This window comes from Paenibacillus sp. Z3-2 (assembly GCF_054161325.1).
This window is the reverse complement of the sequence record NZ_CP096397.1, coordinates 4,572,074-4,591,943: the sequence shown is the minus strand read 5'-3', so window position 1 is coordinate 4,591,943 and position 19,870 is coordinate 4,572,074. Positions and strand designations below refer to the sequence as shown.

Below are 19,870 nucleotides of genomic sequence, written 5' to 3'. Positions count from 1 at the left end.
TGGTTAAGTATGTGTTGAAAAAACTATTATTTATGCTGCTATCGCTTTTCATACTCGCATCTGCAACCTTCTTCCTGATGAAGGCTATTCCGGGTGACCCTTTTACATCCGAGAAAAAAGTATCGCCTGAAATTCGGGTCTTGCTGGAACAGAAGTATGGATTGGACAAACCGATGTATGAACAATACCTGAAGTATATGGGTGGAATCATTAAGGGAGATTTCGGGGTTTCAATGAAATATCTCAATCGAGATGTAGCCGGAATGATCGGCGAAACATTCACCGCTTCGCTGAAGCTTGGAGTGTTTGCAATTGTTATCTCCATTATCGTGGGTGTTTTACTGGGACTTATTGCTGCAGTTTATCATCGTAAACTCATTGATGATGTCACGATGATCCTCGCTGTCATAGGTATAGCTGTTCCGAGCTTCTTGCTTGCGTCACTATTGCAGTATCTCTTTGCTACTAAATTAGGCTGGTTTAACGTTATGGGCTTCGATGGTCCATTGGATTACGTTCTTCCGGTTGCGGCGCTATCTGCATCTCCGATTGCTTTTATCGCTCGTTTGACGCGTTCGAGCATGCTCGAAGTCTTGCATGCAGATTATATCAAAACAGCTAAAGCCAAAGGTCTGAAATGGCCTGCAATTATGTTTAAACACGTTGTAAGAAACGGTATTCTACCGGTAGTAACTTATGTTGGTCCAATGACAGCGAATATCATCACAGGATCCGTTGTAATTGAACAGATCTTTAACATCGGGGGAATTGGTAAAGTATTCGTAGAGAGTATCACAAACCGTGATTACACCATGATCATGGGGATTACGATTTTCTATGGTATCCTCCTGATGTTGGCGCGTTTCTTTACGGATATCGCTTACGTGCTGATTGATCCTAGAATTAAGCTGGAAAGCCGGAAGGGGGCATAACGTTGTCTGGCACGAATAATAAAAACAATGAAACGGCGAACACTGACCTGACTAGTCAGGCAGCGGTTAAACCGCAAGAAAGTGTATCCCTTTTTAAAGATGCCATGTACAGACTTGCAACCAATAAGGCTGCAATGATTAGTCTAGGTGTATTGTTTCTTGTCGTGATTTTCTCTTTGATTGGTCCAACTTCTTTGTTTACAAGTTATAATTATTATTCCAATGATTTGATGAATGCCAATGCAGCGCCGAGTGCGGAGCACTGGTTCGGTACGGACGAGCTTGGTCGTGACGTGTGGGTAAGAACTTGGGTAGGAGCACGTGTATCCCTTACTGTAGGTTTGGCCGCAGCCTTGATTGACCTTGTTATCGGGGTTATTTATGGAGCGATCATGGGTTTCTACGGTGGACGTGTAGATGGAATTATGAACAAGTTTTCCGAAATCCTCTATTCCTTGCCGTACATGCTGGTTGTAATTTTGTTGCTGGTTGTATTGGAACCAAGTCTGACAACGATTATCATTGCCCTCACCATCACAGGCTGGATCAGCATGTCATGGATTGTGCGTGGTGAAATTATGCAACTCAAAAACAGAGACTTTATTCTTGCTGCACGATCCATGGGAGCAAGCACAGGGCGTCAATTGTTCCGTCATTTGCTGCCCAATGCAATAGGACCGATTCTTGTAACATTGACGTTGTCCATTCCAAATGCAATCTTTGCCGAAGCGTTCCTGAGCTTCCTTGGATTAGGTGTATCTGCACCAAGATCTTCACTTGGTTCTATGATCAATGATGCACTTACAGGCTGGACGCTATTCCCGTGGCGGATGTGGTTCCCTGCAGGTCTGATGGTTCTTACAATGCTTGCATTTAACTTGCTCGGAGACGGACTGCGCGACGCACTCGATCCGAAATTACGTAAATAGAAATAGGAGGTGGGATTATGGAGCCGATTTTAACAGTCAAAGACCTGAGTGTGTCGTTCTCAACACGTTCTGGTGAATTTGATGCCGTTAAAAATGTGAGTTTTGAAATTGGCAAAGGAGAGACGCTGGGGATCGTAGGTGAATCGGGTAGTGGTAAGAGTGTTACCGCCCAAACCATCATGAAATTGATTCCCTCCCCGCCTTCGAAGGTCAAAAGCGGAGAAATTACTTTTCACGGGCAAGACCTGCTGAATAAGACGGATAAACAAATGGAAGCCATCCGTGGTAAAGATATCGGTATGATCTTCCAGGATCCAATGACTTCTTTGAATCCTACCATTAAAATTGGTAAACAAATAACGGAAGTACTTCGGAAGCATCAGAACATGTCCAAGCAAGAGGCTAAGAAAAGTGCTTTGGAAATGTTGGAGCTTGTAGGTATCAAAAATGCAGATATCCGCATGAACCATTATCCTCACCAATTCTCTGGTGGTATGCGTCAGCGTGCGATGATTGCAATCGCGCTTGCTTGTCGTCCATCTCTTCTGATTGCGGATGAGCCGACAACTGCACTTGACGTTACAATCCAGGCTCAAATCCTGGATGTAATGAAAGATATGCAGCAAAAGCTTGGAACATCAATTATGCTCATTACGCATGACCTTGGTGTTGTAGCAGGGATGTGTGACCGTGTTGTTGTTATGAAAGAAGGCGAAGTTGTTGAAACAGGAACAACTGCTGAAATCTTTAGTAACCCTCAACATCCATATACGATTAAGTTGCTGAATGCTTTGCCACGCCTGGACGAGCCCAAAAAGGAGAAACCAACTCCGGCTGGTATTATCAAAGGCAGCAACAAGCCTTTGGTACAAGTGAAAAACTTGAAACAATACTTTAATTTGGGTAAAGGTAACATTCTCAAAGCGGTCAATGACGTAAGCTTTGATATCTTTGAAGGTGAAACACTTGGCGTTGTAGGCGAGTCCGGCTGTGGTAAATCCACAACAGGTCGTACTATTCTGCGTCTTTATGAGCCAACTGGTGGAAATGTTAACTTTAACGGAACGGATATCTACAAGCTGCCCCCGCGCAAAATGAAAGAAATGCGTAAAGATATGCAGATGATCTTCCAAGATCCATATGCATCCCTTAACCCGCGTTTCAACGTTATGGATATTATCGGGGAGTCCCTTGATATTCATGGTCTGGCTTCCAGCTCTAAAGAGCGCAAGAGAAGAGTGGAAGAGCTGCTTGACCTGGTAGGTTTGAATCCAAGTCATGCACTCCGTTATCCGCATGAATTCTCTGGTGGTCAAAGACAACGGATCGGGATTGCGCGTGCACTTGCTGTAGATCCTAAATTCATCATCTGTGATGAGCCATTGTCTGCTCTGGATGTATCCATTCAGGCGCAGGTCGTTAAATTGCTTGAAGAACTTCAGCAACGTCTCGGCTTGACATACCTGTTTATTGCGCATGACTTGTCGATGGTTAAACATATCAGTGACCGTGTAGCTGTAATGTACATGGGTAAAGTGGTTGAGCTCGCAGAAAGTGAAGAACTGTATGCGAACCCGGTCCACCCTTATACCAAAACATTGCTTTCAGCGATCCCTGTGCCTGATCCGGAAGTGGAAGCGAACAAGCGTCGCATCTTGCTGCCGGAAGAGCACATGAGCCCGATTCAGAATGGATCTGGCGGTCCTGCTAATGACCCATACAACCTGGAAAATGCTCAATTGATTGAGGTTTCCAAAGGTCACTGGGTTGCAGAACCTTACGTATAATAGAAATTCTAAAGCGATATGCTATTATTGATGTATTAACTGCCGCCGACTTGTTCGGCGGTTTTTTCGTTTTTTAATTACTTTCTTTTGACGAAGCGACCCTGAATTCGGTACAATCAAGTAAGGCTCTTTGAAGCAGAATAGGAGGCAGACCTCATGAACGGTATTACCGAGGCACTCCGCAGCGGATCAAAACTTGCAGAAGATTATATCTGTTCAAGAGAAGCTGCGCGTGGCCTTTACGAGTATGACATTCGCTGGGAATCAGGACTTCATGCGCGTGCCGAGTGGTTGGACCAATCGGAAAACACACGCATTGATCGTCGTGATCTGGCAGAGTATTTACGTATATATAATAAACGGGTGAACAACCATGGAGAGGTTCATGCGTCCATCACACGTTTGGCAGAACAAGGTGCATTGGTGGTTACAGGAGGACAGCAGAGTGGTTTGCTCACCGGACCACTGTTTGTCATATACAAAGCCGCCAGCGTAGTTGCAGCTGCGCGTGAAGCTGAAGAAAGGCTTCAGCGCCCGGTAGTTCCAGTATTCTGGATCGCGGGTGAAGACCATGACTGGGATGAAGTTAACCATACGTATCTGCCTGATCACCAGGGAGACATGCAGAAAGTTAAGTTACCAGGACGATTCGCAGGAAGAGATTCTGTGAGTAATGTTCAAGTGGATACGGAACAATGGATGAATGTAATCGAACAGGTGGAACATCTGTTACCTGATACGATACATAAACCAGGATTGATGAAATGCATCACAGAGATCCATCAATCCAGTTCGAATCTGAGTGATGCCTTTGCCCGTATGATGTCCGCTTTGTTTGCCAACAGTGGACTTATTCTAATGGATGCATCAGATCCAGACTTGCGCAGATTGGAACAGCCTGTTTTTGAACGGCTGATCCGTCGTAATGAAGTGCTGCGTAATGCTTATATACAAGGATCTTCGTTAGTACAACAAGCTGGTTATGCTATGCCTGCCGAAGTGGCAGAGGATGGAGCCAATCTGTTCTATATCCATGAAGGTGTGCGTTTGCTTTTGACGCTGAAGGATGGCTTGTATACTGATCGTAAAGGTCTGGTTTCTTTCACAGAGGAACGTTTGCTTCAGGAGCTAGGGGAACATCCTGAGCGCTTTAGTAACAACGTATTGACCCGGCCCTTGATGCAGGATTCCGTTTTGCCTGTAACTGCTGTTATTTTGGGGCAAGGTGAAATTGCATATTGGGGTTTGACTCGCGAAGCATTCCGTCAGTTCGGGCTGCAAATGCCAATTTTGTTGCCGCGGTTGTCCTTTACCATTATGGAAGATGTTCATCACAAACATATGAAACAATATGGACTTTCCTTTCAGGATGTTCAGTATCATATGGAAGACAAGAAGGAACAGTGGCTTGCGCAGCAGGAGATATTTCAGGTAGAGGAACAATTTGCTAAGGTTCAGGAAGCGTTTCTGGATCTGTATGGCCCATTGTTGGATGAGATCTCGGAGATTCACCCGGGGTTGGAAGGAATTGGGGATACCAATTTGAGTAAAATCACCGAGCAAATGCATTATCTGAAGCAGCAGACTCACAAAGCCATCGAAGATAAACATAATGTAAGTCTAAGGCACTGGAACGGCATTCAAAACTCCTTATTCCCGACGGGCAAACCGCAGGAACGAGTACATAATGCACTCTTTTACCTGAATCGTTATGGCACCGAGTGGATCGATGAACTGATTAAGACCTCAAGCGAATTCCGTGGAGAGCATAAGGTTATTGCACTGTAGAGACCTTTATAATAGAAGAAACACATAAACGAGGAGGAGATGGAATGACTACACCTGCATTGCAAAACAGTATTGTTAAAGATATGGGACTCGCTTCAGAGGGTCATCTGAAAATTGACTGGGTAGAAGCACATATGCCGGTATTGAACCGAATTCGTCGCCAGTTTGAACAGGATCTGCCTTTTAAAGGTTTGAAGGTAGCTATTTGTCTTCATCTGGAGGCCAAAACAGCTTACTTGGCAAAAGTGATCCAAGCCGGTGGAGCAGAAGTAACGATTACCCACAGCAACCCATTGTCTACGCAAGATGATGTCTGCGCAGCATTGGTAGAGGATGGCGTAACTGTATATGCGAAGTACAACCCGGAACCTGCAGAATTCAAATCACTGCAACTTCGTGCGCTTGAGGTGAAACCTGATCTCATTATTGATGATGGCGGAGATTTCGCGACCATTATTGCATCTGAGCGTCCTGACCTCGCAGCGACCATTCGCGGTGGAGCAGAAGAAACGACAACGGGCATTATTCGTCTGAAAGCATTGGCGAAAGAGGGCCAATTGAAGTTTCCGATGGTAGCAGTTAATGACGCTTACTGCAAATATCTGTTTGATAACCGTTATGGCACAGGCCAGTCCGCGTTTGACGGTATCATTCGTACCACCAATCTGGTGATCGCTGGGAAAAATGTAGTGGTTGCCGGATATGGCTGGTGTGGTAAAGGTGTAGCGATGCGCGCCAAAGGCCTTGGAGCGAATGTGATCGTAACCGAGATTGATCCAATTAAAGCGGTAGAAGCACATATGGACGGATTCCGGGTAATGACGATGGTGGAAGCTGCCAAATTGGGCGATTTCTTTATCGCGGTTACGGGCAATAAGGATGTTATCACGGGTGAGCACTACGATGTGATGAAGGATGGAGCGATCCTGAGCAATGCCGGTCACTTCGATGTTGAAGTGAATAAACCTGAACTTGCTAAACGTTCGGAATCGATTCGCACAGTTCGCCGCAACATTGAGGAATATCGTTTCAAAGATGGTCGTAAAATGTACCTTCTTGCAGAGGGTCGTCTGGTGAACCTGGGTGCAGCAGATGGTCACCCTGCCGAAATCATGGATACGACGTTTGCTCTGCAGGCGCTTGGTCTGCGTTATGTGAGTGAAAACTATGCTGAACTGGGTAAAAACGTGGTTAATGTACCTTACGATATCGACCAACAGGTTGCGAGCTATAAGCTTGAAAGCCTGAATATTGGCATTGATTCCTTGTCAGCTGAGCAGGAAAAATACTTGGATAGCTGGAAGTTTTAAGCTCGATCCAATATTTACAAGCTGATGAACCGATTCAAAGGGTATAGAATGGTTTATTGATGATATGGCTGCGGGTAGACATACGATTGTCCGTTTACGGGAAACGTCTTTGATCCTGAGTGACAGGATCAAAGACGTTTTTTTTATGCTTATAAAATAAAAAATCAAGCAATGCAAGAAGGATTTTGATTTTTTTGTGCGAATCTATTATGCTTAGGTGGTGGAAAGTGGGGCAAAGTGGGAGAATCGGGTGAGGAGTGAGTGGGCCAATGTTTATGGGGGAGTTCCAACATAGCATTGATGATAAGGGTCGGGTCATCATTCCGGCTAAATTCCGCGAATCTCTGGGACCGTCTTTCGTTGTCACACGGGGTTTGGACCAGTGTCTTTTCGTGTACCCCATGGAGGAGTGGGGGGTCATGGAACAGAAGCTCAAAGCACTGCCATTGATGAAATCTGATGCACGTGCGTTTACCCGGTTTTTTTTCTCGGGTGCAACCGAATGTGAACTGGACAAACAGGGCAGGGTAAATCTGCCGGGCAATTTAAGAGAGTATGCCAAGCTAGACAAGGATTGTGTTGTTCTTGGCGTGTCGAACCGGGTGGAGATTTGGAGCAAAGGCATATGGGAGAGTTATTTCAATCAATCCGAAGAAGCATTCAACGACATTGCCGAAAAGCTGGTCGATTTTAATTTTGATTTATAAAGTCAGGAGGGGTGCAGGTTGTTTCACCACATAACCGTACTCAAAGAAGAGGCAACAGAGGGATTAAACATCAAGCAGGACGGTATATACGTGGACTGCACTTTAGGCGGTGGCGGACATAGCTCCGTGATTGCTTCCAAGCTTGGTCCAGGGGGACGTCTGATCGCACTTGATCAGGATGATTGGGCTTTGGATAATGCTCGCGAGAAGCTCGCTGCCTATGGAGAACGTGTAACATTGGTGAAAACCAATTTTCGAGATCTGGAACAGGTACTTAAGGATCTGGATGTACCGATGAAGGATGGTGTACCACAGGTCGATGGTATTTTGTACGACTTGGGTGTGTCATCTCCGCAATTCGATGAAGGAGAACGTGGATTCAGCTACAATCATGATGCTCCACTTGATATGCGAATGGACCAGGATGCAATGCTTACAGCCAAAGAGATTGTAAATGAATGGTCAGAAGAAGAGATTGCTCGGATTTTCTATCGCTATGGCGAAGAGAAGTTTTCGAGAAGAATTGCCCGTGTAATCGTTGCAAAACGAGCTCAGTCTACCATTGAAACCACTGGTGAACTAGTAGAACTGATCAAGGAAGGCATTCCGGCGGCAGCTCGCCGTACCGGTGGACATCCTGCCAAACGCAGCTTCCAGGCATTACGGATTGCCGTCAATGATGAGTTAGGTGCTTTTGAGGAAGGTCTGCATCAGGCTGTTCGTTGTCTAGCACCAGGAGGACGTGTATCTGTTATTACCTTCCACTCCCTTGAGGATCGGATATGTAAACAGATTTTCAGCAGTTATCTGGAGAAATGTACATGTCCACCCGATTTTCCGTTGTGTGTATGCGGCGGCAAGGGTACCCTGCGTTTAGTTAACAGAAAACCGCTGATTCCAACGGAAACGGAATTGGCCGAAAATTCACGTGCTCGTTCAGCCAAACTGCGCGTAGCCGAGAAATTGTAGATCAAGAGTGGAGGAGAGAATCGGAGTATGGCATATACACGTGGTAATCTCGCTGTAAAAGAAAAAGCGTCCCAGGAACGTGTGACCCAGCAACGATACAAAGAAACCACCAAAGTGGTGACCCGTCGCACGGGTCTTCCGGCACGCGAGAAGATTTTGTATCTGATTACCCTGGTTGCAGTGATCCTTGTCGGAGGAGCCTTGATGTCTCGTTATGCTCATATCTATGATCTGAACAAGCAGGCACAGGCCACTATTTCAGAAGTTAAGGGGTTTGAGAAGACGATTGCAGACCTGCAAGTGGAAAAAGAAACATTGAACAATCAAGTTATTGAAAATGCAAAACAACTTGGTTATGTTGAAGCTTCCGGCAAGGATGTCATTTTTGTACCTCGCTCAACAAGTTCGACTAAATCAACAGGTACTGAATCGTCCTCGAATACAGCGAGCAGTAAGTAAAGAGGTGTTCCGATGATAAAAAGAATAAAGATGCGCACGTTGCTTATAGGGGGATGTATTACCCTCTTTTTTCTTGTACTCGTAACCCGAATCTTTTTCATTCAAGTGGTAAATGGGGGGGTATGGCAGGAACGGGCGGCCGGTTTGGTAGAGCGGGAACAGACGATTAAGGCTGCACGTGGGACGATTACGGATCGAAATGGTAACGTTCTGGCTACGGATGCACCCGCGTATACGGTTTCGGTGAATCCATTGCTTATTAACGAACTGGGCGTAGAGGATATCGTTACTAGCAGGCTCTCTGCTCTACTTGGGAAGAGCGAGAGTGAGATGCGAGCGCTGGTCACAGCAAAGAAAGAAGATGGCAAATTTTTCCAGCAGCGTGAAGTGCGCAGTGAAGGATATAAAATCAGTCCTGAGCTTGCGGCACAAGTCAACGAGCTGCGTGAGGAATTGCAAGAGGAGCATAAAGCCCGTAATGCAATTGTGATGACTCAGGAGTCGAAGCGCTTCTACCCTGAAGAAACACTTGCTTCTCACCTGCTGGGATATATGAGCCGTGATGGGAAAGCTGTCAATGGACTTGAGGTCTCATATGATAAAGCACTGACAGGCACAGACGGGTATCTGAATTACCAGAAGGATGCCAAAGGTATTAAACTTCCGGATTCACAGGATAACTATCTGCCACCTCAGAACGGGAAAAATCTTAGGCTTACCGTTGATGACACAATTCAATTTTACATTGAGGATGCAATGAAAGAAGCTGTTGCTAAGTATAATCCACTGAGCATGACGGTTATTGCTGCTGATCCGAACACAATGGAGATTCTGGGCATGGCGAACTGGCCAACCTTTAACCCGAATACGTATGCGAGCACGCCTGATCAAAAGAACTTTATTAATCATGCAACGCAATCGATCTATGAGCCGGGTTCTACATTCAAAATTGTAACGCTCGCAGGAGCTGTGGAAGAAAAACTCTTCGATCCCAATGCAAGTTTTGAATCCAAGCGTATGTATATCGGTGGTTTCCCAATTAGTGATAATGGACATGCCTATGGTTGGATCTCTTATCTCGAAGGTGTCAAAAGATCAAGTAACATTGCCTTTGTTAACCTGGGTTACAACATGCTTGGTGGTGAACGTCTGCGTCATTACATAGACGAATTCGGCTTTGGCAAAAAGACAGGTATTGATCTGCCGAGTGAGGCAGCTTCACCAATCAAGCCATTAGTGTACAAATCCGAAATTGCTACCGCTGCCTATGGTCATGGTCTCGTACAGGTAACACCAATTCAACAGGTCGCAGCGATTTCGGCGATTGCCAATGGCGGCAAGTTGCTTGAGCCGCATCTGGTGAAGGAGATCAAGAATCCGAATGATGGGACAACGGAAGTGATCAAACCTAAAGTTGTTCGTCAGGTAATTTCCACGGAATCTTCCAAACTGGTGAGCGGTTATCTGGAACAAGTGGTTGCAGACCAAACGATTGGTACTGGTCGCAACGCTTATATCGAGGGTTACCGTGTAGCTGGTAAGACAGGTACGGCAAGAAAGGTAGTTAACGGGGCATACAGCAAGTCGAAAGACGTTGTATCCTTTATTGGATTTGCACCCGTGAATAATCCGAAGATTGCGATATTAGTTGTCATTGACCAACCTGACGGTACCAATATCGGGGGAGGAACTGCAGCTGCCCCGGTCTTCAAAAAAATTGCAAGCCAAACCCTTCAATATATGGGAGTTCCTAAAGATAGAATCAAAACCTCTGATCAAAAGTCAAAAGAAGTCCCTGTCGTACAAGCCAAGGCGCCAGACCTGAGTGGCAAGACAGCCAAACAGGCCAGAAGCCAACTTCTAAGCGCAGGTATTGCTTATGTGACTCTTGGTCAAGGTGATAATGTTATTCGGCAGTATCCGGTGGCTGGCGCATCGATGAATCCAGGCCAACGAATTTACTTGCTAACGGAAGAAAGTAGCAAAATGAAGATTCCTGACCTGACAGGTGAATCTCTCCGCGATGCTCTTGAAGTGCTTTCTCTCATGAAAGTTGGAGTTACCGTCAAGGGTGAAGGTTATGTCGTGAAGCAAACGGAGCAGGTCGCAGGTGAGCAGAGAACCGTGCTACTGAATTTGCAGACTGCCAAAGCCGCAGTCACTGGCATAGCGGATGAGGCTCCCGTTTCTTCTGATCCGTCGTCAGATGCTGAAGTGAAGGAACAAGAGGGGTCCGGCGGAGAAGGTAAAAGCGATGTAACAGAAGAGACAGATAACAACAATGCTTCTGCCAATGAATCCGAATCCTCTAGCGATCCAACAACAAACGGGGCTTCTCTTCCATAAGGAGCTCTGACAGCTTGTTCTAACCCCCGGTTGTCCTGAATATTCATGAATGGAACGAATGTCATGATTTTGGGACGAGTGGGGGGATCTTTTCGTGAAGGGAACAAGCGTAAATCTGCGGCGCAGGCTGCTATGGAGTTTAATGATTTTAGTTCTGTTATTTTCGGCCCTGGTGATCAGGCTTGCTTATGTACAACTCGGGAAAGGCCCTGAATTGTCAGCAAAAGCAGAAGAATCCTGGCGGCGTAATATTCCATACTCTGCTAAGCGAGGGGAGATTCTGGATCGTAATGGAACCTCTCTGGCCTATAATGTCACAACACCGACCATTATGGCCATTCCGGCACAAGTCAAGGAAGCTGAAACGACAGCCAGAGCGCTGGCTCCATTGCTCGGGATGACGGAAGAGAAAGTGCTGGCAACCATTAAGAAACGAGAATTGATTGTAAGACTACAACCCGGTGGCCGCAAAATTACGATGGAGAAAGCTCAGCGCATCCGTGATTTGAAGCTTCCGGGTATCGTTGTTGCTGAGGACAATAAACGTTTTTATCCTTATGATGATCTGGCTGCTCATATACTTGGTTTTACGGGCATCGATAATCAGGGTTTAACGGGCGTCGAGAAGAAATATGATGACAAGCTGAATGGTTTAAATGGCAGTGTGTCCTACTTGTCCGATGCGGCCGGAAGGCTAATGCCGGGCTCATCCGAGAAGTATGTGGAACCGAAGGACGGCCTTAACCTCAAGCTGACCATTGATAAATCCATTCAGTCTATCATGGAGAGAGAACTGGATCAGGCCATGGTGAAATTCCAGGCGAACTCAGCACTGGCCATAGCCATGAACCCCAAAACAGGTGAAATTTTGGGGATGTCCAGCAGGCCGGGATACGAACCTGCTGATTATCAACAATATCCCGCAGAGATATACAACCGGAATCTACCGATCTGGATGACATACGAGCCGGGCTCCACGTTTAAGATCATTACTCTGGCAGCAGCGCTTGAAGAGAAAAAGGTTAATCTGCAGCAAGATCAGTTTTTTGATCCAGGCTATGTTGAGGTGGGGGGAGCTCGTCTGCGTTGCTGGAAAAAAGGCGGCCACGGTAGCCAGACCTTTTTGCAAGTTGTGGAGAACTCATGTAACCCGGGATTTGTGGCATTAGGGCAGAGGCTGGGTAAAGAATCGCTATTCTCCTATATCAAAGACTTTGGCTTTGGTACCAAAACGGGAATCGACCTCAGCGGAGAAGCCAGTGGAATTCTGTTCAAACTGTCCAGAGTAGGACCGGTCGAGCTTGCAACGACTGCTTTCGGTCAAGGGGTATCTGTAACGCCTATTCAGCAAGTTGCAGCGGTGTCAGCGGCCATCAATGGGGGTAAACTTTACAAGCCCTATGTTACGAAAGCCTGGGTCCATCCGGTAACGGGAGAAGTGATGGAAGAAGCCAAGCCGGAACTCGTTCGCCAAGTGATTTCGGAGAATACGTCCAAGCAAGTACGTGAAGCACTCGAGAGTGTTGTCGCCAAAGGTACCGGGCGTCCGGCGTTTATTGATGGATACCGGGTCGGTGGTAAAACAGGTACAGCCCAGAAGGTTATCAACGGACGTTATTCCTCGACGGAGCATATCGTATCTTTTATCGGTTTTGCTCCTGCAGATGACCCACAGATTGTGGTCTATACCGCAGTGGATAATCCCAAAGGGATTCAATTCGGAGGTGTGGTTGCCGCCCCGATTGTACAGAACATCCTTGAGGATGCCCTGCATTACATGAACGTCCCTGTCCGGAAGGATCAGGTCGCCAAAGAATACAAGTACGGCGAGACCAAAATCGTGACGGTTCCAGATCTGACAGGTGCTACTGTTGAAGATCTATACGAAGACCTGAACATGAATTTTATGTTGGCGAAGTCCGGCAGTGGTAAATATGTCATTAATCAGGCGCCTAAGCCTGGGGCAAGGGTAGATCAGGGTTCAACCATCCGCATTTACATGGGGGATGTGCTGAATGATGCGCATGATCACACGAAGGATGAATAACGGACGCTTTGAAGCCGTTTCGACTTCAGGCGCAACAAAATTCATCCAGGCGCGTTTCATTATGTGTCTGTATTGACGATATTAATCAATACAGACACAAGCTAGAACAGAAGTATAATTGGAAAAGTGAGGTTATTCATGTGCTTTTAAAACAATTCGCATCGATGCTGACCACCGCCCGTATTGTGGGCGAATCGAATACAGAATGCCACAACCTTCAGACAGATTCCCGGCAGGTAAAACCGGGTGATCTGTTTATCTGTCTTCCGGGACATACGGTAGATGGTCATGATTATGCAGAAAAAGCCGTAAATGCTGGTGCAGTTGCATTGGTTGTTGAACGGCAGCTGGATCTGCCTGTACCACAATTGCTGGTGAAGGACAGCCGGTTTGCGATGGCTGTTCTGGCAGATTTCTTTTTTGACTCGCCAAGCCAGAAGATGAATATGATTGGTGTAACGGGAACGAACGGAAAAACGACCACCACGTATCTGATTGAAAAAATCATGAGCGATTATGGACGTAAGACGGGCTTGATCGGTACCATTCAAATGCGTTATGACGGTCGTACCTATCCGATGTCAGGAACAACACCAGAGGCGCTTGATCTGCAGCGCAGTCTGCATGATATGGTTCAGAAGGGGACTGACTGCTGTGTTATGGAGGTTTCTTCTCACGCACTGGAACAAGGCCGTGTGAAGGGAACGAATTTCCGTACTGCGGTATTCACTAACCTGACACAGGATCATCTGGACTACCACCATTCCATGGAGGAATATCGCGGAGCCAAAGGATTGTTCTTCGCACGATTGGGTAACGGATATACGCAAGACACTTCACAGCGTAAATTCGCTGTCATCAATGCAGATGATCCGGCAGCGGCTTATTTCATCTCTGTGACTGCGGCTGAAGTGATTACATATGGCATGGGTGAAGAGGCGGATGTACGCGCATCCCAAATCTCGATCACCTCACAAGGGACTTCTTTCCACGTGGATACATTTGCAGGCAGCACGGATATTCGCTTGCGCATGGTAGGTAAATTCAATGTGTACAATGCAATGGCAGCGATCTCTGCAGCACTGGTAGAAGGCATTCCGCTGGAAGAGATCAAGCGCAGTCTGGAGACGGTTCCGGGCGTGGATGGACGTGTTGAAGGAGTGGACGAAGGACAGCCGTTTGCTGTGATTGTCGATTATGCCCATACACCGGATGGACTGGAGAATGTGCTGCGGACGGTGAAGGAATTTGCCGAAGGACGTGTGATTTGCGTGTTTGGCTGTGGTGGTGACAGAGACCGTACGAAACGACCCCTTATGGGTAAAATTGCTGCAAAATATAGTGATTTTGTACTGGTCACTTCCGATAATCCACGGACAGAAGATCCGGATCTCATTCTCAAAGACATTGAACAGGGCCTGATTGAAGAATCCGTTCCTGCTGAACGTTATACGATGATTGTGGATCGTCGCCAGGCGATTCATGAAGCTATTGAAATGGCAAGCCCAGCCGATGTAGTATTGATTGCGGGCAAGGGTCACGAGACCTATCAGATTATCGGCACAACCAAAACCGATTTTGATGACCGGATCATAGCCAAAGAAGCGATAAGGGGCAAATCCAATTGATAAAAAGAACATTGGCACAATTGGCCGAGATGTGTGGAGGAACATTAAGTGACGTTGCTGTTCATGGCAATGTAATGGTCCAAGGGGTGTTTACCGATTCGCGTAAACCTCTGGAAGGCAGTTTGTTTATTCCACTAGTGGGTGAAAGGTTTGACGGACACGAATTTGTGCAAGCCTGTTTAGAGAAGGGTGCCGCAGGGGCGATCTGGCAAAAGGATCATGGGATTCCGCCACAAGGAGCAGTCATTGTTGTTGACGACACACTTGTCGCACTGCAAGCACTCGCATCTGCTTATCTAACGGAGAATAAAGCTGCTGTTGTTGGCATTACAGGCAGCAACGGCAAGACAACAACGAAAGACATCGTGGACGCCATTCTCTCGACTACGTTTAAAGTGCACAAGACGCAAGGCAACTTCAACAATCATATCGGGTTGCCACTGACTGTACTAAGCATGGACCCGGATACAGAAATTATTATTTTGGAGATGGGCATGAGTGGCCGCGGAGAAATTAACGAGTTATCGGTTATTGCTCAGCCTGATGTAGCGATCATTACGAATATTGGTGAATCTCATCTGCTTCAGCTGGGGTCCAGATTAGAGATTGCCAGAGCCAAAGCCGAGATTGCAGCGGGATTAAAGCCAGGCGGGTTACTGATCTACAACGGAGACGAGCCTTTAATTGCTCAAGTCCTTGAAGAGCCGGAAACGATCCAACCGGAGGGATTGCAGCGGTTTACATTCGGTCTGCAAACCGACAATGATGATTATCCTACCGGACTCATGAATGCGCAGAATGGGGTCGTTTTCACCACCAAACAGTTTGGAGACCTTGCAATTACGCTCCCGCTGTTAGGAACCCATAATGTCGTTAACTGCTTGGCTGCCCTCGCTGTAGCCCGTCATTTTGGAGTGACGACAGAACAGATTGCTGCAGGTTTGTCCCGCTTGAAACTGACAGGCATGCGCATTGAGGTTACTCAAGGCGTAAGTGGTCTGACCATGCTGAATGACGCATACAATGCAAGTCCAACTTCCATGAAGGCTGCCATTGATGTATTAGAGGGTCTGAAAGGATACCGCATGAAAGTGGCTGTGCTTGGTGATATGCTTGAACTCGGTCCTCAGGAGCAGGATCTGCATCTCGGAATCGGTGAGTATATTACATCTGCCAAAATGGACATGGTGCTGGTATATGGTCCGCTATCAGCAAAGATTGCTGAAGGAGCAAGAAAGCATATGCCGGCAGAGGCTGTGCATGCTTTTATAGATAAAGAAGAAATGACCCGTTATCTACTGGAGAAACTTCATCCAAGAGACGTTGTCTTGTTCAAAGCCTCAAGGGGCATGAAGCTGGAGGACGTGGTCGAAGCACTACAAATAGCACCATTACAGAATCGAGTAGACTAGAGGGGTGAACCCATGGATTTTCAGGTATTACTGTTAACAATCGGCGTTTCATTTATACTGGCGGTGATTGCCGCACCGCTCCTGATTCCGTTGTTACGACGAATGAAATTCGGACAGCAGGTTCGGGAAGATGGGCCTCAGAGCCATTTGAAAAAAAGCGGAACACCTACAATGGGTGGCGTCGTCATTTTAGTTGCGTTCACATTGGCCTTTTTGAAATTTTCGGCAGTCAAGAATACAGACTTTTATGTCTTGCTTGTAGCTACGCTGGGATTCGGGCTTATAGGCTTCCTTGATGATTACATCAAAATTGTGTTCAAACGTTCGCTTGGACTGACGGCCAGACAAAAGATGCTGGGGCAGTTGTTCTTCAGTGCAGTGATGTGTTTCTTGCTGATTCAGAATGGACACAGCACAGCCATCTCTATTCCGGGTACGTCATTCTCGTTTGACTGGACCGGATGGTTCTATTATCCGTTTGTCGTATTCATGATGCTTGCCATTACCAATGCGGTTAACTTTACCGATGGTCTGGATGGTCTGCTGTCCGGGGTGAGTGCGATTGCCTTTGGGGCGTTTGCCATTGTGGCGATGCAAGCCACGTCCATGCCGGCAGCAGTGTGTGCAGCAGCGATGATCGGAGCCGTGCTTGGTTTTCTGGTATATAACGCACATCCGGCCAAAGTGTTTATGGGAGACACAGGTTCTCTGGGGATTGGCGGTGCGATTGGTGCAGTGGCCATCGTAACGAAAACAGAGCTTCTATTTGTCATCATTGGCGGTATTTTTGTCATCGAGATCCTGTCGGTTATTATTCAAGTGGTATCCTTCAAGACTCGTGGCAAACGTGTATTCAAAATGAGCCCCATTCATCATCACTTTGAACTAAGTGGTTGGTCAGAATGGCGTGTTGTCATTACCTTCTGGGCGGTAGGCGCAATTTTGGCCGCTCTTGGACTTTATCTCAACAAGGGGTTGTAAATCATGAACCATCCTGAATCATATTGCGGACAACAAGTAGTCGTTCTGGGATTGGCCAAAAGCGGCGTACAAGTCGCCAAAGTGCTGGATCGTGCCGGAGCGAAGGTTACAGTGAATGATAAAAAAGAGAGAGATCAGTGTCCCGAAGCTTCCGAATTGGAGGCTTTGGGAATTTCTGTTGTATGCGGTGGACATCCGGATGATCTGATTCACAGTGATGTGAAGCTGGTTGTCAAAAACCCGGGTATTCCTTACAACGCTGCTCCTGTACAGCAAGCTCTGGCATTAGGGATTGAAGTGGTCACGGAGGTAGAGGTGGCATATCATCTATGTGCTGCACCCATGATCGGTATTACAGGTTCCAATGGGAAGACAACAACGACGACTTGGGTGGGGCAAATGTTGGAACATGCCGGTCTCAAGCCGATCGTTGCCGGTAATATCGGAACCCCTCTCTGTGAAGCGGCAGAGCAAGCTTCTCCGGATAACTGGATGGTTGTCGAGCTTAGCAGTTTCCAGCTCAAAGGAACGGCCGATTTCCGTCCGCGTATTGCGAGCCTGCTAAACGTTGCAGAGACGCATCTGGACTATCACGGGGACATGGATGATTATGTGGCTTCCAAAGCCAAGCTCTTCGCCAATCAGCAACCTGACGACGTGGCCATCCTGAATTGGGATGACCCGGTATGTCGTGGTCTGGTTCCTTACATCAAAGGCAGATTGCTCCCCTTCTCGATGACCGAAAAGTTGGATGAAGGTGTGTATGCAGATCCTCCTTATGTGGATGGCGAAGAGGATGATGTGAAGCGCCAGATTATTTATGCGGATGAAAACGGAGATCACCACATCATTATCGATATTGAGAACATTGGCATCGCTGGACGATTCAATGTGGAAAATGCAATGGCTGCTGTGGCCATTGCCGTAGCGGCAGGAGCTGATCCGGCGGTGCTGGCTGCTCCGCTTGCAGACTTCAAGGCGGTTGAACACCGACTCGAATATGTTCTAGAACATAATGGCTCTGCGTACTACAACAACTCCAAAGCGACCAATTCGAAGGCTACGGTCATGGCCCTGAATTCGTTTAAGGAACCGGTGGTGTTAATTGCCGGTGGGCTGGATCGTGGGTCAGACATGATGGAGTTGTTACCCTTGTTCCAGGAACGGGTAAAAGCTGTCGTTGCCCTTGGAGAGACACGGACAAAAATTGCCAAGGTTGCGGAACTTGCCGGATTAAAGCAAATTAAGGTCGTCGATAATGAGGAGGACGCTGCCCGGACGTTAACCGTTGCTGTGCAGGAAGCATCGAAGCTTGCCAGTGCCGGTGATGTCGTTTTGTTATCCCCGGCGTGTGCAAGTTGGGACATGTTTGCTTCCTATGAGGAGCGGGGACGCATTTTTAAAGAGGCGGCGCATAACTTGTAAGTAGGGGGGTGGAAAAGCCCCTACTTACATGCAAGGGGTGGCCTCCTGATGAAACAGACGCGACCGGCACCAGATATTTGGTTGCTGATTTGTATTTTGGCATTGCTTGCCATCGGCATTATTATGGTATATAGTGCGGGCTCGGTGCTTGCCTTTCATGACTATGGCGATTCATTTTATTTTGTAAAAAGACAGGCTTTGTTTGCAGTGCTTGGGCTTGTGGCCATGTTCGTAACCGCTAATGTAGATTACCGGGTCTGGAGGAAGTATGCGAAGCCAATATTAATTGCCTGTTTTATTATGCTTATTGCGGTTCTAATTCCTGGAATCGGTGTAGTTCGTGGCGGCGCACGAAGTTGGCTGGGCATAGGTTCGTTCGGTATCCAGCCATCAGAATTCATGAAGCTGGGCATGATTCTGTTTCTCGCTCACTGGTTGAGCAAGGAACCTGGCAAAATCAAAACCTTCACAACGGGGCTAATGCCACCGCTTGGATTGATCGGGTTGGCTTTTGGTATTATTATGCTACAGCCTGATTTGGGGACAGGCACCGTGATGATGGGTGCATCCATGCTTATTATTTTCACAGCCGGAGCACGAATGAAGCATCTATGCTTGCTTGCTCTCGGTGGCGTAGCCGGGTTTGCAGCGTTAATCGCGGCAGCCCCCTATCGGTTGCAGCGTATCACAGCGTTTTTGGACCCTTGGTCTGATCCGCTGGGTGCCGGTTATCAGATTATTCAATCGTTATATGCGATTGGTCCGGGTGGACTTGCGGGACTTGGACTAGGAATGAGCCGACAGAAATACAGTTATGTACCCGAACCGCAGACGGACTTTATTTTTAGTATCTTGGCCGAAGAACTCGGCTTTATAGGTGGAATGATTGTCTTATTGTTGTTTCTGGTGCTCGTGTGGAGAGGAATGCGTGTAGCAATGACCGTCCCGGATGCCTTTGGCAGTCTGCTTGGTGTTGGTATTGTAGGAATGGTCGCCGTACAGGTCATCATTAACATTGGCGTTGTTATTGGAATGATGCCTGTGACGGGCATTACCTTACCTCTGATCAGCTACGGCGGATCATCATTAACCCTCATGCTCACAGCACTGGGCATTTTAGTGAACTTATCCCGTTATGCGAGGTGACTAT

Annotated in this window: 15 protein-coding genes; all 15 read left to right on the top strand. The window is 47.1% G+C overall.

What is annotated here, in order from left to right; translation table 11 throughout:
* Positions 1-32: 32 nt before the first annotated feature.
* The 15 genes from M1D71_RS20510 to spoVE all read left to right on the top strand — a co-directional run bounded on the left by M1D71_RS20510 (position 33) and on the right by spoVE (position 19,866).
* The gene (locus M1D71_RS20510) at positions 33-932 is read left to right on the top strand and encodes an ABC transporter permease (protein ID WP_458127315.1); all 900 of its coding nucleotides are present in this window, start codon (positions 33-35) and stop codon (positions 930-932) included.
* Between the two features lie 47 nt (positions 933-979).
* Positions 980-1,861, top strand: coding sequence for an ABC transporter permease (locus M1D71_RS20505; RefSeq protein ID WP_458127314.1), 882 nt, complete (start codon positions 980-982; stop codon positions 1,859-1,861).
* A gap of 17 nt (positions 1,862-1,878) precedes the next feature.
* Complete coding sequence (locus tag M1D71_RS20500; RefSeq protein ID WP_458123433.1) at positions 1,879-3,648, top strand: ABC transporter ATP-binding protein; 1,770 nt, start codon at positions 1,879-1,881, stop codon at positions 3,646-3,648.
* Between the two features lie 156 nt (positions 3,649-3,804).
* Positions 3,805-5,436, top strand: a complete 1,632-nt coding sequence (gene bshC / locus M1D71_RS20495; protein WP_458123432.1) for a bacillithiol biosynthesis cysteine-adding enzyme BshC — start codon at positions 3,805-3,807, stop codon at positions 5,434-5,436.
* A 44-nt stretch (positions 5,437-5,480) separates the two neighbouring features.
* Positions 5,481-6,746, top strand: coding sequence for an adenosylhomocysteinase (locus M1D71_RS20490; RefSeq protein ID WP_145323188.1), 1,266 nt, complete (start codon positions 5,481-5,483; stop codon positions 6,744-6,746).
* Between the two features lie 269 nt (positions 6,747-7,015).
* Positions 7,016-7,453: a division/cell wall cluster transcriptional repressor MraZ gene (gene mraZ / locus M1D71_RS20485; protein ID WP_017687291.1), complete on the top strand. Its 438-nt coding sequence runs from the start codon at positions 7,016-7,018 to the stop codon at positions 7,451-7,453.
* Between the two features lie 18 nt (positions 7,454-7,471).
* On the top strand, positions 7,472-8,422 hold the full coding sequence (gene rsmH, locus M1D71_RS20480; RefSeq protein WP_336761885.1) for a 16S rRNA (cytosine(1402)-N(4))-methyltransferase RsmH: 951 nt from the start codon (positions 7,472-7,474) through the stop codon (positions 8,420-8,422).
* A gap of 27 nt (positions 8,423-8,449) precedes the next feature.
* Positions 8,450-8,881 carry a hypothetical protein gene (locus M1D71_RS20475; protein WP_458123431.1) on the top strand — a complete coding sequence of 144 codons (432 nt, stop codon included), beginning with the start codon at positions 8,450-8,452 and terminating at the stop codon, positions 8,879-8,881.
* 12 nt (positions 8,882-8,893) lie between these two features.
* On the top strand, positions 8,894-11,227 hold the full coding sequence (locus M1D71_RS20470) for a penicillin-binding transpeptidase domain-containing protein (RefSeq protein WP_458123430.1): 2,334 nt from the start codon (positions 8,894-8,896) through the stop codon (positions 11,225-11,227).
* Between the two features lie 142 nt (positions 11,228-11,369).
* A complete protein-coding gene (locus tag M1D71_RS20465; protein WP_440131295.1) occupies positions 11,370-13,274 on the top strand; it encodes a stage V sporulation protein D in 1,905 nt (634 codons plus the stop codon).
* A gap of 140 nt (positions 13,275-13,414) precedes the next feature.
* A complete protein-coding gene (locus M1D71_RS20460) occupies positions 13,415-14,902 on the top strand; it encodes a UDP-N-acetylmuramoyl-L-alanyl-D-glutamate--2,6-diaminopimelate ligase (protein WP_458123429.1) in 1,488 nt (495 codons plus the stop codon).
* Positions 14,902-16,314 (top strand): UDP-N-acetylmuramoyl-tripeptide--D-alanyl-D-alanine ligase, encoded by a 1,413-nt coding sequence (locus M1D71_RS20455; protein WP_458127313.1) that lies wholly within the window; start codon positions 14,902-14,904, stop codon positions 16,312-16,314. The genes M1D71_RS20460 and M1D71_RS20455 overlap by 1 nt, the downstream gene beginning before the upstream one ends.
* Positions 16,315-16,326: 12 nt before the next feature.
* On the top strand, positions 16,327-17,295 hold the full coding sequence (gene mraY, locus M1D71_RS20450) for a phospho-N-acetylmuramoyl-pentapeptide-transferase (RefSeq protein ID WP_047843751.1): 969 nt from the start codon (positions 16,327-16,329) through the stop codon (positions 17,293-17,295).
* A 3-nt stretch (positions 17,296-17,298) separates the two neighbouring features.
* Positions 17,299-18,720 carry a UDP-N-acetylmuramoyl-L-alanine--D-glutamate ligase gene (gene murD, locus M1D71_RS20445; protein WP_458123428.1) on the top strand — a complete coding sequence of 474 codons (1,422 nt, stop codon included), beginning with the start codon at positions 17,299-17,301 and terminating at the stop codon, positions 18,718-18,720.
* 48 nt (positions 18,721-18,768) lie between these two features.
* Positions 18,769-19,866: a stage V sporulation protein E gene (gene spoVE / locus M1D71_RS20440; protein ID WP_458123427.1), complete on the top strand. Its 1,098-nt coding sequence runs from the start codon at positions 18,769-18,771 to the stop codon at positions 19,864-19,866.
* The last annotated feature ends 4 nt before the right edge of the window (positions 19,867-19,870 follow it).

What these genes read in the sequence shown, in the direction of transcription:
- M1D71_RS20475 (WP_458123431.1), top strand. Translation starts at nt 8,450, where the DNA reads ATGGCATATACACGTGGTAATCTCGCTGTAAAAGAAAAAGCGTCCCAG.
- mraZ (WP_017687291.1), top strand. Translation starts at nt 7,016, where the DNA reads ATGTTTATGGGGGAGTTCCAACATAGCATTGATGATAAGGGTCGGGTC.
- M1D71_RS20490 (WP_145323188.1), top strand. Translation starts at nt 5,481, where the DNA reads ATGACTACACCTGCATTGCAAAACAGTATTGTTAAAGATATGGGACTC.
- M1D71_RS20465 (WP_440131295.1), top strand. Translation starts at nt 11,370, where the DNA reads ATGATTTTAGTTCTGTTATTTTCGGCCCTGGTGATCAGGCTTGCTTAT.
- M1D71_RS20510 (WP_458127315.1), top strand. Translation starts at nt 33, where the DNA reads ATGCTGCTATCGCTTTTCATACTCGCATCTGCAACCTTCTTCCTGATG.
- bshC (WP_458123432.1), top strand. Translation starts at nt 3,805, where the DNA reads ATGAACGGTATTACCGAGGCACTCCGCAGCGGATCAAAACTTGCAGAA.
- M1D71_RS20470 (WP_458123430.1), top strand. Translation starts at nt 8,894, where the DNA reads ATGATAAAAAGAATAAAGATGCGCACGTTGCTTATAGGGGGATGTATT.
- M1D71_RS20500 (WP_458123433.1), top strand. Translation starts at nt 1,879, where the DNA reads ATGGAGCCGATTTTAACAGTCAAAGACCTGAGTGTGTCGTTCTCAACA.
- spoVE (WP_458123427.1), top strand. Translation starts at nt 18,769, where the DNA reads ATGAAACAGACGCGACCGGCACCAGATATTTGGTTGCTGATTTGTATT.
- murD (WP_458123428.1), top strand. Translation starts at nt 17,299, where the DNA reads ATGAACCATCCTGAATCATATTGCGGACAACAAGTAGTCGTTCTGGGA.
- mraY (WP_047843751.1), top strand. Translation starts at nt 16,327, where the DNA reads ATGGATTTTCAGGTATTACTGTTAACAATCGGCGTTTCATTTATACTG.